The sequence below is a fragment of the Nocardia sp. NPDC056541 genome, assembly GCF_042794235.1.
Taxonomy (GTDB): Bacteria; Actinomycetota; Actinomycetes; order Mycobacteriales; family Mycobacteriaceae; genus Nocardia.
In genome coordinates, this window is record NZ_JBHTUD010000009.1 from 89394 (window position 1) to 106000 (window position 16607).

General features: G+C 69.8%; 1 protein-coding gene. It reads right to left on the bottom strand.

Annotated elements, in window-relative coordinates:
• Positions 1-13: 13 nt before the first annotated feature.
• Entirely contained in the window at positions 14-16468 is a 16455-nt protein-coding gene (locus ACFQ9R_RS17520; protein ID WP_378991762.1) for an amino acid adenylation domain-containing protein, read from the bottom strand.
• Positions 16469-16607: the final 139 nt, after the last annotated feature.

Sequence of the window (16607 nt, forward strand, 5' to 3'; positions counted from 1 at the left end):
CACTCGGTTTCGGCTAGCCCAGTTCCTTGCGGAGCGTGTCGGCGATGACGGTGAGGGCGTGGTCTTCGGTCATGCGCCAGTGGGTTGCGGCCACCGCATGATTGTCGACGGTGCCGGTCACCGCCTCGGACCAGGACGACGCACCGGTGGTTCCGGTCGGATCACTGTGGGCCGCGGTGAAATAGGTGATGGTGCCGTCGAAACGGCGGGGGTGGTAGGCGGCGTCGAGGGCGACCGAGGTGGTCGCCGCGTCGACGATCCGGTCGATGCGGGACGGGTCGACCGCGGCTTGTGGTGCGGAGCGCTCGAACAGCGTCCGGGCGAGCTGGTGGATGTCGACAGGGTCGGCGAGGTCCACCTGCTCGGTGCCGGCGAATCCGCCGAGCAGGTCGGCGGCGGTCACCGTCGTCGCGACAGCCGTCGAAGCCGACGACAGGGTGCTGTCCAGCATGGCCAGCACCGCCACCTGCTCGCCGTCCTCCTGGAGTTGCACCGCCATGGCGTGCGCGATGACACCACCCAGGGACCAGCCGAGCAGATGGTACGGACCTTCGGCCTGCACCGCGCGAATCTCCTTGAGGTAGCGCAGCGCCCATTCCTCGATCGAATCCGGCAGCGGCTCGCTCGAACTCAGCGCAGGTGACTGGAGACCGTACAGCGGGCGGTCGAGGTGGGCTGCGAGGCCGCTGAAGGACCAGGCGATACCGCTGATGGGGTGGACGCAGAACAGCGGTTCGCCGGTGCCTTCGGTGCGCAAAGGCAGCAGGACGTCGAAAGCGGCGTCGATGCCGGCGCTGTCGGTGCCCTCGGCGCGCAGTGCCGCGACGATGCCCGCCGGGGTGGGGGTGGTGAAGATCCAGGTGACGGGGACGGTCGCGGCCGTCGCGGCACCCAGCTGGGTCGACAGGCGGGTGGCGCTCAGTGAGGTGCCGCCGAGTTCGAAGAAGTGGTCGTCCATGCCGACGCGGTCCAGGCGCAGGACGTCGGCGAAGATTGCGGCGACGGTGTGTTCGATGGCCGTGTCCGGGGCCCGATAGGCGCGGGTGGCGAGTGCGGGCGCGGGCAGCGCGGCGCGGTCGAGTTTGCCGGTGTGGGACAGGGGGACTTCGTCGAGCACCGTGATCGTGGCCGGAATCATGTGGGTGGGCAGTGCCTGAGCCGCCCATCGCGCGACACTGTCCATGTCGGCCTCGTGGCCGTGCGAGGCCACCACGTAGGACACCAGAACTGTTTCCCCGGCCTGGTTCTCACGACCGACGGTGACGGCGAAGCCGACGTCGGGATGGGAAGCCAGCACCGCATCGATCTCCTGGAGTTCGATGCGGAAGCCGCGGATCTTGAGCTGGAAGTCGGTGCGGCCGCGGTATTCGAGTTCGCCGTCGGCGCGCCAGGCGGCCAGGTCGCCGGTGCGGTACAGGCGGTTGCCCGCGTGGAACGGGTTGGCGACGAAGCGTTCGGCGGTGAGGTCGGGACGGCCCAGATAGCCGGTGGCCAGCTGAGTACCCGCGAGGTACAGCTCGCCCGGGACACCGACGGGGACCGGGCGTAGCCGTGCGTCCAGGACGTAGACCTGGCTGTTCCAGACCGGTGTGCCGATCGCCACGGTGGTCGTGTCGGCAGCGCTCACCCGGTGGCAGGTGATCGAGACCGCGGCCTCGGTCGGGCCGTAGACGTTGAACAGGGCGGTGTTCGGCGCCGCGGTGGCGAATCGGCGGGTCAGTGCGACCGGCAGAGTCTCACCGATGGCCAGGACGCGGCGCAGCGAGGAGGGGAGTTGCTCGGTGACCAAGGTGTCGAGCATCGACGGCACGACGTGCAGAGTTGTCACTTCTTCGCGGCGCATCAGGTCGGCGAGGTAGGCCGGATCACGGTGGCCGTCGGGCGCGGCGAGGACCAGTCGACCACCGCAGATCGCCGCGGACCAGAACTCCCAGACCGACAGGTCGAAGGTGGCCGCGGTCTTGAGGAGCACGCTGTCCTGTGCGGTGAGACCGAATTCAGCTGTCTTCCAGCGCAACTGGTTGACGATCGCGGCTTGGGAGACGGCGACACCCTTCGGGCGGCCCGTCGATCCCGACGTGAAGATCACGTAGGCGGTGTTCGCGGGGCGCAAGGGCGCGCGGCGATCACGGTCGGTGATCGGGGCGGGGCTGTGTGCGGCGAGGTCCACCTGCTCGACACAGCGAACACGGGTTGTCGCGAGGTCCTCGGCCGCGCCGAGCCAGGTGTCGGCGTTGGTGAGGACGAGCAGCGGGGCGGCCGTGTCCAGGATGTAGCCGGTGCGCGATCGAGGGTGGTCGGGGTCGACCGGCACGTACACCCCGCCCGCGGTGCTGACCGCGTACATCGCCACGACCAGGTCGATCGATCGCCGCATCGCCAGTGCCACCCGGGTTTCCGGGCCGACGCCCGCGGCGATGAGATAGCGGGCCAGGCGGTTGACCCGGTCGTCGAGATCGGCGTAGGTCAGCCGGGTGTCGTCGGCGACGAGGGCCAGGGCGTCCGGGGCGCGCGAGACGGTCGCATCGAACATCGAGGCGAGGGTCGCGGCCGGATCTGGTTGTCGCGCTGTGTGATTCCAGGTGTCGAGGATCCGGACTCGTTCGTCGGGGGCGAGCAGATCGATGCTGTACAGCGGTGCGCCCGGGTCGGTGACCACTGCGGTGATCAGGCGGGTGAGCCGAGCCAGGAAACCTGCGACCGTGGCTGCGTCGAACAGGTCGGCGGCGTAGGTGCAGTAGCCGGTGATGCCCGCCGGAGAACCCTCGGCGGTGTAGCGGTCGGCCACGATCAGGTGCAGGTCGAACTGGGACAGCTCCCGATCGAGTTCTACCGACGACACACTCGTGCCGGGCAGGTCCATGCGCACCTCGGCCAGGTTCTGGAACGACAAACCGACCTGGAACAGGGGGTGGCGGGCGGTGGAGCGGGCCGGGTTGAGGACTTCCACCAGCCGTTCGAACGGGATGTCGGCGTGGGCGAAGGCAGCCAGGTCGGTGTCGCGCTGGCGGGTGAGCTGTGCGGCGAAGCTCGCACCCGCGTCGACGCGGGTGCGGAAGACCAAGGTGTTGACGAACATCCCGATCAGGTCGTCGAGGGCGGCGTCGCCGCGGCCGGCGACCGGTGTGCCGATGGCGATGTCGGTGGTGCCCGACAGCTCGGCGAGTACCACCGCGAAGGCGGTGTGCACGGCCATGAACAGGGTCGCGCCGTGGGTCCGCGACAGTTCGGCGAGGGCGGCGTGGGTGGCGGTGTCGACGGTGAACGGAACCCGGCCGCCCGCGTAGGACTGGATCGCCGGTCGTGGCCGGTCGCGGGGTAGTTCGAGTTGGTCGGGCAGCTCGGCCAGAGCTTGCCGCCAGTAGGCGAGCTGGGTGGCCGACACCGAGGTGGGATCGGTTTCGTCGCCGAGCAGGGTCTGCTGCCAGATCGCGTAGTCGGCGTACTGCACGGGCAGCGGTGCCCAGGTGGGGCTCTGTCCTTGCGCGCGTGCGGTGTAGGCGATGACGAGGTCGCGGGTGAGGGGTCCGCCGGAGAAGCCGTCACCGGCGATGTGGTGCACGGCCATGGCCAGGACATGGTCGTCCGGGCCGAGTTCGAACAGGGTGGCACGCAAGGGCACTTCTCGGGTGACATCGAAAACGGTCGACACCATTGCTGTCACTGCGGGGGTCAGGCTTTCGTCGACGTCCGGGGCGATCGTGGTGACGTGCAGGCGCGGTACATCCGGGTGGTCCGGAGGCAGAACGATCTGGGCCGGTACCTGGTCGACAGTCGGGTAGATCGTGCGCAGGATCTCGTGGCGTGCGACGAGATCGGTGAAGGCCTGCCGCATCGCGGTGGTGTCGAGTTCGCCGGTCAGGCGGAGCACGACCGGGATGTTGTAGGCGGCGGTTCCGGTATCGAAGCGGTTGAGGAACCACATGCGCTGCTGGGCGGGCGAGAGGGGGATGTGATCAGGTCGTGGGCGCGCCTGCAGAGCGGGTCGACGGGCCGCGCGGGCCAATCCGGCGATCTCGTGCGCGCATTCGGCGACGGTGGGTGCGGCGAACAGCACGCGCACCGGCACCCGGATGTCGAGTGCGGCACCGATCCGAGCGGTCAGGCGGGTGGCGAGCAGCGAGTTACCGCCCAGATCGAAGAAGCTGTCGTCGGCGCCGACGCGTTCGGCACCGAGCACCTCGGCGAACGCCTCGGCGACGGTACGTTCCAGCCCGGCCGCGGGCGCACGGTAAGTGCGCGTCACGAACTCCGGTGCGGGCAGCGCAGTCCGGTCGATCTTCCCGGCGGCCGAGAGCGGGATACGGTCCAGGACGACGACGGCCGCCGGGACCATGTGCGCGGGCAGCATCGACGCGGACCACCGTGTGATGGCGCCGGGGTCGATCTCGCGGCCTGTCACATACGAGACCAGCACGGTGTCCCCGGCGGGGTTCTGCGTGCCGAGCGTGAGAGCGAAACTCACCTGCGGGTGCCGCAGCAGGACGGCGTCGATCTCACCGGGCTCGATCCGGAAGCCGCGGATCTTGATCTGGAAGTCGGTGCGGCCCAGGTATTCCAGCTCGTAGGTGTCGCCGTGCACCCAGCGGACGAGGTCGCCGGTGCGGTACATGCGTGCGCCGGGTCCGGCCCAGGGGCAGGCGACGAAACGATCCGCGGTGGCGGCGGGGCGGCCACGGTACCCGCGTGCGAGTGCGGGACCCGCGAGATAGAGCTCACCGGTGGCGCCCACCGGCACCGGGTGCAGACGGGCGTCGAGGACCACGGCGCGCATGCCCGGCACGGGGCGACCGATCGTGACGCGGTCCCCGGCACGCAGCACCGAGTAGGTCGCGCCGATCGTTGCCTCGGTGGGACCGTAGCCGTTGAGGAAGCTGCGGCCCGGTTGCCACATGGCCAGCAGTTCGGGGGCGGTGGCTTCGCCGCCGGCGGACACGCACCGCAGGTCGGGCAGGGTGGTCGGGTTCAGGGTGCTCAGCAGGGCGGGGGTGATGATCGTGTGCGTCACCTGTTCGGTGCGCAGCAGGTCGTCGAGGTCGATGCCGCCCAGGGCGTCGGGCGGGGCGATGACCAGGGTGGCGCCGCGGTGGAAGGCGGTGGCGAGTTCCTCGATCGACTGGTCGAAGCTGGGTGAGCAGACGTGCAGCATGCGGTGGTCGTGGCGCAGGCGCATCAGGGCCGCCGAGTGGGTGACGAGGGCGCCGAGTCCCGCATGGGTGACCGAGACGCCCTTGGGTGTGCCGGTGGAGCCGGAGGTGTAGATCACGTAGGCGATGTTGTCGCGGCGCAAGGGTGCTCGGCGGTCGCGGTCGCGTACCGGGGTCGACGAGCGGGCGGCGGTGCGGGCCCGGGCGGCCGGTTCGTCCAGCGCCAGCCAGCGCAGCGATCCGGGCAGGTTGTTCGCCCTCGCGGCGACGGTGAGGCCGATGGTCGCGCCGGAGTCGGCGAGCATGTGACGGACACGGTCTTCGGGGTAGTTCGGGTCGACGGGAAGGTACACGCCACCCGCTTTGGCGATGGCCCAGAACGCGAGGATCGACTCGTAGGAGCGCGGGACCGCCGAGGCGACGACTGTTTCCGGGCCGATTCCCTCGTCGATGAGGACTCGGGCCAAGCGTGAGGAATCGGCGTCGAGGGTGCCGTAGGTGTAGGTGTTCGCGGTGTCGCGCACGGCGATTCGATGCTGGCCGTAGCCGGTGCCGCGCACGAGCAGCTCGGGCAGGGTGGAGGTGGCCGACGGAGTCGGGCCGTCGCCGAGATGAGTCAAGAAGGTGTACTCGGCGTGATCGGACAGCGGTAGGTCACCGGCCGGGATCCGTGGGTCGGCGGCGATCGCGGTGAGCAGCCGGGCCAGGCGCCGCACGAACGTGTCCGCTTCGTGGTCATCGAAAACGGTTCGGGCGAAAGACATCTCGATCGCCGCGCCCGACGTCGTCTCGAGCACCGTCACGAGGAGTTCGCCGGCTGTCACGGCGTCGTCCCCGGGCCGGGTGTGCCGCGCATCCGAACCGGCTGCGGTCGTCGCCGCGGCGGGCACGGGCAACGGGTCGTCCGATGAGCCGGTGGACCGTACTTCCAGCGACACCTGTCCCAGCGCGCGGGGCTCGACGCCGAGCAGCTCGGCGAAGTCCGAGAGCGGGATTCCCGCATGAGCCAGCGCCAGCGTCTCGGCCTCGTGTGCCCGCGTGAGCAGATCGAGGAAGGGTGCCGCGAGATCGATGGCGATGCGCAGCAACAGATCAGGAGTGCGGGTTCGGATCACGATGTCGTCGGATGCCGTGAGTCGCGCGAGGAGTACAGCCAAGGCGGTGCCGACCAGCGATTGCCTGCTCACGTTCGCGGTGCCGGCGAGCTCATGGAGGGCTCGGTGCACCGTCGTCGGGACGGTCGACCTGGCACAACCGTGCTCGGCGCCGAGGCGATTGTCCGCATGCCCACTCTGCGCGCGCGAGAGGTCGGGGCGTGCGCCGCCGGCGACCACGTGGTCGGTGGGCAGGACCAGGCGAGCCGGCAGGTCGGCCAACGTCTGGCGCCAGTAGCGGGATCGGGTGATCGGGTCGGCGGGGTCGGTGGTGAGCTGGTGGGCGAGGTCGACGACAGGCGTGGTCGGGGCGGCGACGAGGTTGTCGATCGCCGTGCGGAGACGGTCGGTGAGCGCGCGAGCCGCGGGATCGGAGACGAGGTCGCGGCGGTACTTGATCTGCACCTGGGTGCGGGCACCGAGGAAGACCAGGACCGTGATCGGGTAGTGGGTGTGGTCGGCGCCGTGCAGGTCGTCGATGCTCAGGTCGTCGAGCGCGCCGCCGGCCTGTTGGAGACCTTCGACGTCGACGGGGTAGGACTCGAAAGCGAGCATGGTGTCGAAGAGCTCGCCCGGTCCCGCGACGCGCTGGATCGCGCCGAGGCCGAGGTGGTGGTGATCGAGCAGCGAGGCCTGCTCGGCTTGGACGGCGCGGATCAGGTCACCGACGGTGGCGGTGGGGTCGATGCGCACCCGCACCGGGACCGCGTCGACGAACAGCCCGATCATGTCGCCGACGCCGTCCAGCTGGGGCGGGCGCCCGGACACGGTCGCACCGAACACGACATCCTCGCGTGCGGTGCTCGCGGCGACGACCAGGCCCCAGGCTGTTTGGAACACGGTGTTCGCGGTGACCTCGGCGGCCGCGGCGACGGCGGTCAGCGCGGACGTCCGCGCGGCGTCGAGTTCGAACTCGCACAGGCCGTAGCCGTGGCCGGTCGCCGGCGGCCAGGTGAGCTCGGGGGCGATCATCGTCGCCGACACCCCGTCGAGGACCTCCGACCACGCGCGCTCCGCGGCGGTGCGGTCCTGGCGGGTGAGCCAGGCGAGGTAGTCGCGGTAGGGGCGCACCGGCGGCAGCGGGGTCGCGTCGCCGTGGGTGGCGTAGAGGACGAGCAGTTCCTTCATCAGCAGCGGCATGGACCAGCCGTCGAGGAGGATGTGATGGCCGGTCAGGACGAGGTGGCTGCGCCCGGAACCGATGGTGTACACCGTGAATCGCAGCAGCGGCGCGATCGTGGGGTCGAAACCTGCCTGTTGATCAGCGGCGAGCAGAGCGGGCAGCTCGGTGTCGGTGGCTTCGACGATCCGCAACGGTGCCTCGACGGCATCGGCGACGAGCTGAACGGGGGTGCCGTCGGGGGTGGTGACGAAGGCCGAGCGCAGGTTGGCGTGCCGGTTCAGCACTGTCGCGGCCGCGTGGCGAAGCCGGTCGATGTCGAGCTCGCCGGTCAATTCGGCCATGAGCTGGATGACGTAGGCGTGGACCGACTCGTCGAGCATCTCGCCCAGTGCGAGTAACGAGTGCTGCAACGGCGACAGCGGCAGCACATCCGACAGACCCGGGTGGGTCGTGCGCCAGGTGTCGAGGTCGTTTTGCGAAACCTGTACCAGGGCAACATCGGAGGGGGTCAGCCCGCCCGCGGACGGGTGGAGGGTGTGGTCGGCCAGTGCGGTGAGCCAGCTCGTCCAGTCGTCGGCCAGCTCCTGGACCTCGGACTCGGACAGGATGCCGGTGGCGTAGCGGAAGTCCGCCCGCAGTCGCGGCCCGGTGTCGGTGGTGACGGCGATCGCGTTGATGTCGAGAACGGTGTGCGCGGGCAGGGTGGGGTCGTAGTCGACGGCGATGTCACCGAGGTCGGCAGTGGGCAGCCACGCGGTGTCGTCGGTGGTCTGCGCCGCGGTGCTCGCGCGACCCAGGTAGTTGAAGCCGATCTGGCCGATGGTGCCGGACAACCGGTTTCGGGTGTGCGGGTTCCGGCGCAGCACACCGAAGCCGATACCGTTGTCCGGCACGGCCAGCAGCTGTTCTTTGACGGTGCGCATCGTCGCGGCGAGGGCTTCGTCGTCGAAGACCGCCGGCGTGATCGCGGACAGGTCCAGGGCAACGGGGTAGACGGTGGTGAACCAGCCGACGGTGCGGGTCAGATCCGCGCCGGGGACGGCGTCCTCCTGGCGGCCGTGGCCTTCGAGTCGCAGTCGCAGAGTGGGAGCGTCGACACCGCGCCGGGCACGCCAGACCCGCACGGCCAAGGCCAAGGCCGCGAGCAGCGGGTGATCGGCGCCTGCCCGGTATTGCGCGGGCAGCGTCGTGAGCAGGGGTTCGGTGATCTCGGCGGGGATCTGCACGGTGATCGACCGCATCGTCGCCTCGGTATCGAGGCTGCTGTCGACCGCGCGGGCGCCGAGCAGCGGGTCAGGGGTGGACAGGACCTGGTGCCAGTGGTCGAGTTCGGCGGTGCGCTCGGCGGTGGCGAGGCCGTGCGCCCACCGGCGGAACGACGTACCGACCGGCGGCAGGGCGATCCGCTGACCTGCTGCGTACTGGGCCCACGCCACGACCAGGTCGGGGAGCAGGATCCGCCAGGAGACACCGTCGATGACGTAGTGATGGGCGGCGACCGCGAGGACATCGCGAGCGCCGTGCCTGCGGATCCAGGTGAAGGCGATCATGCGGGCGGTGGCGGGATCCAGCGCCGAGAGCGCCGAATCCATGGCGGCCGTGCCGATTCGGGTCAGCTCATCCGGTGTGAGCGCCGAGAACGCGTCGATCTCGGTGATCAGAGAGTCCGCGTCGACACGATGGGGTGGCAGGACTTCGAACTGCCAGTCGTCGCTGTCGCGTCGCAGGCGCGAGCGCAGCATGTCGTGGTGGCGCAGGACCGCGGCGATGATGGCGACCAGAGCTGGGCGGTCGATGTTCTCGGGGAGTGCCAGGACCATGGTCTGGGCGAAACGGTCGCTGGAACCGGTGGTCAGGAACTCGGCGAGGACCGGCGTCAACGCGATATCGCCGATGCCCCCACCGGGCAGTTCCGCCAGCACGGGCGACTGTGGGCTGTCGAGCGCGGCGATGTCGGACAGCTTTGCCACGGTGCGGTGTTCGAACACGTCACGGGTGGTGAAGACGATGCCCGCGGCGCGGGCCAGCGACACCAGCTGGATCGACAGGATGCTGTCGCCACCGAGCGCGAAGAACGAATCGTGCACGCCGACGCGCGGTATGCCGAGGACGCGGGCGAACAGCTCGGCCAGCAGGGTTTGACTCGCACCGATGGGTGCCGCGGTGGGCGCGGTGGCGACGACCGGTTCGGGCAGGGCGTTGCGGTCGAGTTTGCCGTTGGAGGTCAGGGGCAGCGCGTCGAGCACCACGATCGCCGACGGCACCGCGTGCGCGGCCAGGCGGTCGGTGGCGTACGCGGTGAGGGCGAGGGGGTCGGCGCAACGATCCGGTGCCGCGAGCACATAGGACACCAGCGTGGTCGATCCGGCGGGGCTCCGACGTCCGACGGTCACCGCGAATTCGACATCGGGGTGGCTGACGAGCACGGCATCGATCTCGCCCGGTTCGATCCGGAAACCGCGCACCTTCACCTGGGTGTCGGCACGGCCGAGGTAGTCGATCTCGCCGGTGTCGCGCAGGCGCACCAGATCGCCGGTGCGGTACATGCGGGTGCCGGGCGCACCCCACGGGTCGGGGACGAATCGGGCCGAGGTCGTCGTCGGCTGATTGCGGTAGCCGCGCGCCAACGCGCGCCCGCTCAGATAGAGCTCGCCGGTGACACCCGGCGGGACCGGGTTCAGGCGGGCGTCCAGGATCATCGCGTGTGTGCCGCGCACGGGGGCGCCGATCGAGATCGGTTGTCCGGCAGTGAGTTCGGCGTAGGACGAGATGATCGTGGTCTCGGTGGGGCCGTACCCGTTGAGGTAGCGGCGGCCGGGCTGCCATTTCGCGAGCAGTTCCGGGGTGGTCACGTCGCCGCCGACGGACAACGATTCCAGTGCGTGCAGACCGGCCGGGTCGAGGGTGCCCAGGACCGCGGGGGTGATGATGGCGTGGGTGACGGACTCGGCGGCCAGCAGATCCGCGAGTTCGATCCCGCCCACGATGTCGGACCCGACGACGACCAGCGTCGCGCCGGTGGTGAAGGCGCACAGCCATTCGAGCACGGAGGGGTCGAACCAGGGGGCGCAGATGTGCAGGAAGCGGTGCTCGGATTCGAGGCGGTAGCGGCGGACCGCCTCCTCGACCAGCGGTGCCAGACCGGCGTGGGTCACGGTGACGCCCTTGGGCAGACCGGTGGAGCCGGAGGTGTAGATGAGGTAGGCGGGGTGGTCGACGCGCAGGGGTGCGCGGCGGTCGGCGTCGGTGATCGGTGTCGTCGGGTGGGTGGCGGTGACTCGGTCGAGGTCGTCGAGGGTGAGCCAGGTCAGGTCGTCGGGCAGGTCGCCGAGGTGCGCGGCGGCGGTGATGCCGAGTATCGCGCCCGAGTCGGTGACCAGGTGCTGGAGGCGACGTGTGGGATTGCGCGGGTCCATCGGCACATACACCCCACCCGCCGCGGCGATGGCGAGCGCGGCCGCGACCATGTCGTAGGACCGGGGAAGGGCAACGGCGACAGCGACTTCGGGGCCGACGCCTTGGGCGATCAGTTCGCGGGCCCAGCGGGTGGTCCGCTCGGTCAGTTCGCCGTAGGTGATCGAACGACTCTCGTGCCGGACGGCGATCCTGTCGAGGCCCAGCGCGTTGCCGCGTGCGATCAGGTCGGGGAACAGGGCGGTGTCGGTGTCGGTGTTGCGCGCTGTGAGGGCCGATTCTTCCGCGGCATCGAGGATGGTGAGATCACCGACAGCGGTGTCCGGGCGCTCGATCGCGTCCGCCAGCAGGCGAATCAGGCGCTGCGCGAACACGTCGACCGTTGCCCGGTCGAACAGCGCACTCGCGTAAACGAATTCGGCGGTGATGGGACCGGCCGGGCGGTCGCTGGCGGCGGCGACACCTGTTCGGTGCTCATCCGCGGCGCCTGATCGTCGATGGTCGTCGGAGCTCGGGGCGCGTAGCGACAGCACGAGGTCGCGCTCCACGGCAGCCACAGTCGGGCATTCGTCCGACATCACAGTGACCCGCACCAGTGGCCCGGCCGCGTCGCGGACGGTCTGGAGATTACTGTGCGACAACCCGTTTCGCCCGAATGCTCGCCGGGCGACCGTGGTCGCCTCAGCCAGCAGCTCGTCGACACAGGTCGCGCCGCACACCGGCAGTCGCAACACCAGGCGGGCATCCGGAGACTGCGGGCACGGGGTGTCGATCGCGATGTCTTCGGTGTTGGCCAGCCGGGCCAGCAGCACCGCGAAGGCCGTGTGCACGAGGCTGAAGACCGTCGTGTCGCGGGAATCGGCGAAATTCCGCATGCGGTCATGAAGTTCGGCGGGGATCTCGAAGCCGACGCGGGCGTCGGCCGACACGAGGCTCGCGGGCCGGGCGCGATCTGTCGGAAGGTTCAGTTCGGCAGGCAGGTCCGCGAGGACGCGATGCCAGTAGCCGGCCTCCGCGATCGGATCGTTGTGCTGGTCGAGGGTGTCCAGGAGCTGTGTGGCGGTCTGGTCGGGTGTGTGGACGAAGGCGTCGAGGGTGGCGCGGAGGCGGTGCGCGAGAGCTTGTGCGATGCCGGTGTCGATCAGGTCCAGGCGGTACTGGAGGCCGACGCGAATCCCCTCGCCCACCTCGACACCCACGGCCACCGGGTAGTGCGTGGCGTTGGCGGCTCGAATATCGACGATCTCGAGGCCGTCGATGGAGCCGTGCGCGCGTCGCATTCCCTCGGTGTCGACCGGATAGGACTCGTAGGCCATGAGCGTGTCGAACAGTTCGCCCGTGCCCGCGGCCCGCTGGATCTCGGCGAGACCGAGGTGATGGCCGTCCAGCACGGCGATCTGCTCGGACTGTAGCTGCGACAACATGTTCCGCAACGGCTCGGACTCGGTGAAACGGACGCGAACGGGGATGGTGTTGGCGAAGAGTCCGACCATGGTGTCGACGCCGTCCAACTGTGGCGGGCGACCCGAGACCACCGCACCGAACACCACGTCGCCGCGGCCGAACGCACCGGCCAGCACCACACCCCATGCCGCTTGGAACAGGGTGTTGACCGTGACGTCGTTGGCCGCGGCGCAGGCCGCCAAGTCCTGGGCCTCCGCCGGTGACAGCTCGACGGTGCACATCCCGTGGCCCTCGCACGGCTCGGTTGGCGGTGCGACTGCGGTGGTCAGCAGGGTCGGGGTGTGCCCGGTCAACGCTTCGCGCCAGCCGCGCAACGCGGCGGAACGGTCTCGGCCCGCGAGCCAGGCGAGGTAGTCACGGTAGGGGCGTACCCGCGGCAGCACCGCCGGGGCGCCGTCGGTGGCGTAGCAGAGCAGTAGTTCCTGCATCAGCAACGGCATCGACCAGCCGTCGACGAGGAGGTGGTGCGCGGTCAACACCAGATGCATGCCGTGGGTGCGGCGGTACAGCGTGAAGCGCAGCAGCGGCGCAGTGGAGAGTTCGAAACCGGTCCGCGCCTCGGCGGCCAGGAACTCGTCGGCATCGTCGAGTTCGGTGTCGATGATCTGCCACGGCACCGCAACACCCTCGGCCACGAAACCGACCGGCGTGCCCGCCGCCGACGATCCGAAGGCCGTGCGCAGGATCGCGTGGCGGTCGAGGACGGTTCGGGCGGCTCGGCGCAGGCGGTTGGTGTCGACCTCGCCGGTCAGCTCGACCGCGAGCTGGACCAGATACGGGTCGGCCGGCGACACCTGGGCGAGGAAGAACAGACCGAGCTGCAGCGGCGCCAGGGGCAGCACATCGGTCAGGTGCGGGCGTTCGCGATGCCAGGTGTCGAGTTCTGCCTGGGTGACCTGGACCAGCGGCACGTCGGCGGGCGAGAGTCCACCGGCTGCCGGATCGCGCAGGTGTTCGGCGAGGACCGTCAGGGCCGCGGTCCAGCAGTCGGCCAGTTCGCGCACCGACGCCTCGTCGATGATGCCGGAGGCGTAGGAGAACGACGCGCGCAAAATCAGGCCGGCGTCGGTACCGGTGGCCAGGGCGTTGATGTCGATGACGGCGGCAGCGGGCAGATCGGGGTCTTGTTCGGCGACGGGCTCGCCCCACCCGGCGGTGGGTAGCCAGCTGTGGTCGGTATCGCCGAGATCGCCCGCGGTGATCCGGCCCAGATAGTTGAAGCCGACCTGGCCGAGGGGGCCGTCGAGCCGCGATGCCGATTCCGGGTCCAGATGGCGGAGCATGCCGAAACCGATGCCCTTGTGCGGCACCGCACGCAGCTGTTCCTTGATGGCCTTGACGACGGCGGCCGTGGCGTCGCCACCGTGCCACGCGGCGTCGCCCTCGACCTCGCTCAGGTCGAGGGCGATCGGATACATGCTGGTGAACCAGCCGACCGTGCGGGTCAGATCGGCGCCGTCGACCGCGGACTGTTCGCGGCCGTGGCCTTCCAGACGGACGCGGGTCGTGGGGGCGTCGACACCGCGCCGGGCCCGCCACGTGCGCACAGCCATGGCCAGGGCGGCGAGCAAGCCGTCCTCGGCGCCCGCGCGGTACCGGGTGGGCAGGTCGGTCAGGATCGCCTGGGTGATGTCGGCGCGAACTTCGACGGTGATGGTTCGCACCGTCGAGGCGGTATCGCGGGAGTCGAGCGGGCGATCGCCGAGCAGCGGGTCGGGTACCGACAGGGTCCGGCGCCAGTGGTCGAGTTCCTCGCGCCTGTTCGGCGCTGCCTCGGTCAGGCCGTGCGCCCAGCGACGAAACGACGTGCCGACCGGGGGCAGGACGACACGTCGGCCGACCTGGGCCCCCGCGGCGACCAGGTCCGACAACAGGATTCGCCACGACACTCCGTCGATCGCCGCGTGGTTGGCGGCGACCACCAAACCGTCGGGGCCGTCCGGACGAGCGAGCCACGCGAAGCCGATCATCCGGTACGCCTGCGGGTCCAGCGCCGCGAGCACGGAATCCATCGCGGCGTCGGCGATCTCACCGAGCGCGTCGGTGCCCGCCGGGACATCGACGCGCTGGAGCAGGTCGCCCACGTCCACCGCGCCCGGCGGCAGAGTGTGCAGCTCCCACTGCCCGTCGACCTGTCGCAGACCGGCCCGCAGCATGTCGTGGTGGTCGATCACCGCGGTGAGGGTGTCCACCAGGGCATTTCGGTCGATACCAGCAGGCAGGGCCAACACCATCTGCTGGGTGAACCGGCCGAACACCCGCCCACCGGCCAGCGACGCGGCCAGCACCGGCGTCAACGGCATCATGCCCACACCGCCGCCGGGCAGTTCGGTCAACGTGGGCGCGGACTCGGCACCCACCACCGCCACCCGCGCCAGCCCGGCGACGGTGCGGTGCTCGAACACAGCCTGCGGGGTGAACGTGATGCCGGCATTGCGCGCGCGCGACACGAGCTGGATGGACAGAATGCTGTCACCACCGGCGGCGAAGAACGAATCCTCGGCACCGATCTGCTCCAGACCCAGGATCTGGGTGAACAGTTCGGCGATGGCGGTCTCGACCGGGCCCTCGGGCGCACGCGAACCCACAGCCCCGAAAACCGGTGCGGGCAGGGCGTTGCGGTCGAGTTTGCCGTTGGGGGTCAACGGGATCTCGTCGAGGGTCATCAGGACTGTCGGCACCATATGGGCGGGCAGGGAGGTGCCCACGAAGCGCGCTACTGCGTCGGCGTCGATCGACTTGCCTTGCTGGGCAAGCACATACGACACCAGCACGGTCGCCCCCGAGTCGGCTTTCGTACCGAGGGTGACCGCGTACTCGATGTCGGGGTGGGCGGTGAGTGCGGCGTCGATCTCGCCGAGTTCGACGCGGAAACCGCGGATCTTGACCTGGAAATCGGAGCGGCCGAGGTATTCGATGTCACCGTCGGCGGTGCGCCGGACCAGGTCGCCGGTCCGGTACATGCGGGAATCGGTGAAAGGTGAGGCGACGAATCGTTCGGCGGTGAGCGCCGGCCTGCCCCGATAACTCTGGGCCAGCGCGGGCCCGAACAGATACAGCTCACCCGCCACGCCCGCGGGAACCGGGCGCAGGCGCGAATCCAGCACTGTCGCACCGACTCCGGCGAACGCCGTGCCGATCGTGATGGGCTGTCCGGGCCGTAGCGCGGTGGTGCCGGTGGCGAGGATGGTGGCCTCGGTCGGGCCGTAGCCGTTGAAGAAGGCACGCCCGTCGGCCCAGCGATCGACCAGGGTCGGGCCGAAAGCGTCGCCCGCTACGACGACGACACGCAGGGCGTCCAGGTCGCGGGGGTCGACAGATTCCAACGCCGCCGGGGTGATCAGCAGGTGGGTCACGCGTTCGCGGCGCAGCAGCTCGGCGAGTTCGGGGCCGCCGAAGACCGTCGACGGTGAGACCACCAGCGTGGCACCGGAGTTGAATGCCACCAGCAGCTCGAGTACCGAGACGTCGAAGTTCGGCGAACACACGTGCAGCACGCGGTCGCCTTCGTCGACCGAATAGCGTTCCCGGGCGGCCGCGACCAAGGCACCGAGACCGGTGTGGGTGACGACCACGCCTTTGGGACGCCCGGTCGAACCGGAGGTATAGATGACATAGGCCGGGTGCTGATCGATCAGCGGACGAACTCGGTCGAGGTAGGAGATCGGGTGGGCGGGGTAGGTGGCGATGCGGTCGCGCTGGGCAGGGGCGTCGATGTCGAGCCAGTCGACCGAATCGCCCAGCATCTCCCGATGTGGCGTGCCGGTGAGACCGAGGACGGCGCCGGAGTCTTCGAGAAGATAGGCGATCCGCTCGGCGGGCAGCGCCGGATCGACAGGGACGTAGGCAGCGCCGGTCTTGGCCACTGCCCACACCGCCGCCACCGACTCGATCGACCGGGTGAATCCGAGCGCGACGACATCGCCGGGACCGATGCCACGCGCGATCAGGTCTCTGGCCAGTTGGGACGAGTATTCGTCGAGTTGGGTGTAGGTGAGTTCGCGGCGGGCACCGTCGGCCGGGGTACAGGACACAGCGACGGCATCACCGGCGGTGTCGACCGCCGCGGTCAGCAGCTGAGGGAAGAGGGGAGCACTCGACTTCCGGTTGCCTCGACCGCGCGGCGCACGACGAACTTCACGTGGAGAGGTGCGCGCTTCACGCATTCGAGTACAACATCCTTCAGCTAACCGGCCCACAGCTCTGCGATGACCCACGAACCCTGTCGGATTCGGCCTACCGGGGCGGACCAGTGTCGAACAAGCAAGAAGGAGTCGATATCGGGGCGTTCGGCGACCATGACAC

Coding starts and splice junctions, on each gene's coding strand:
- ACFQ9R_RS17520 (WP_378991762.1), bottom strand. CDS start 16,468: ATGCGTGAAGCGCGCACCTCTCCACGTGAAGTTCGTCGTGCGCCGCGC.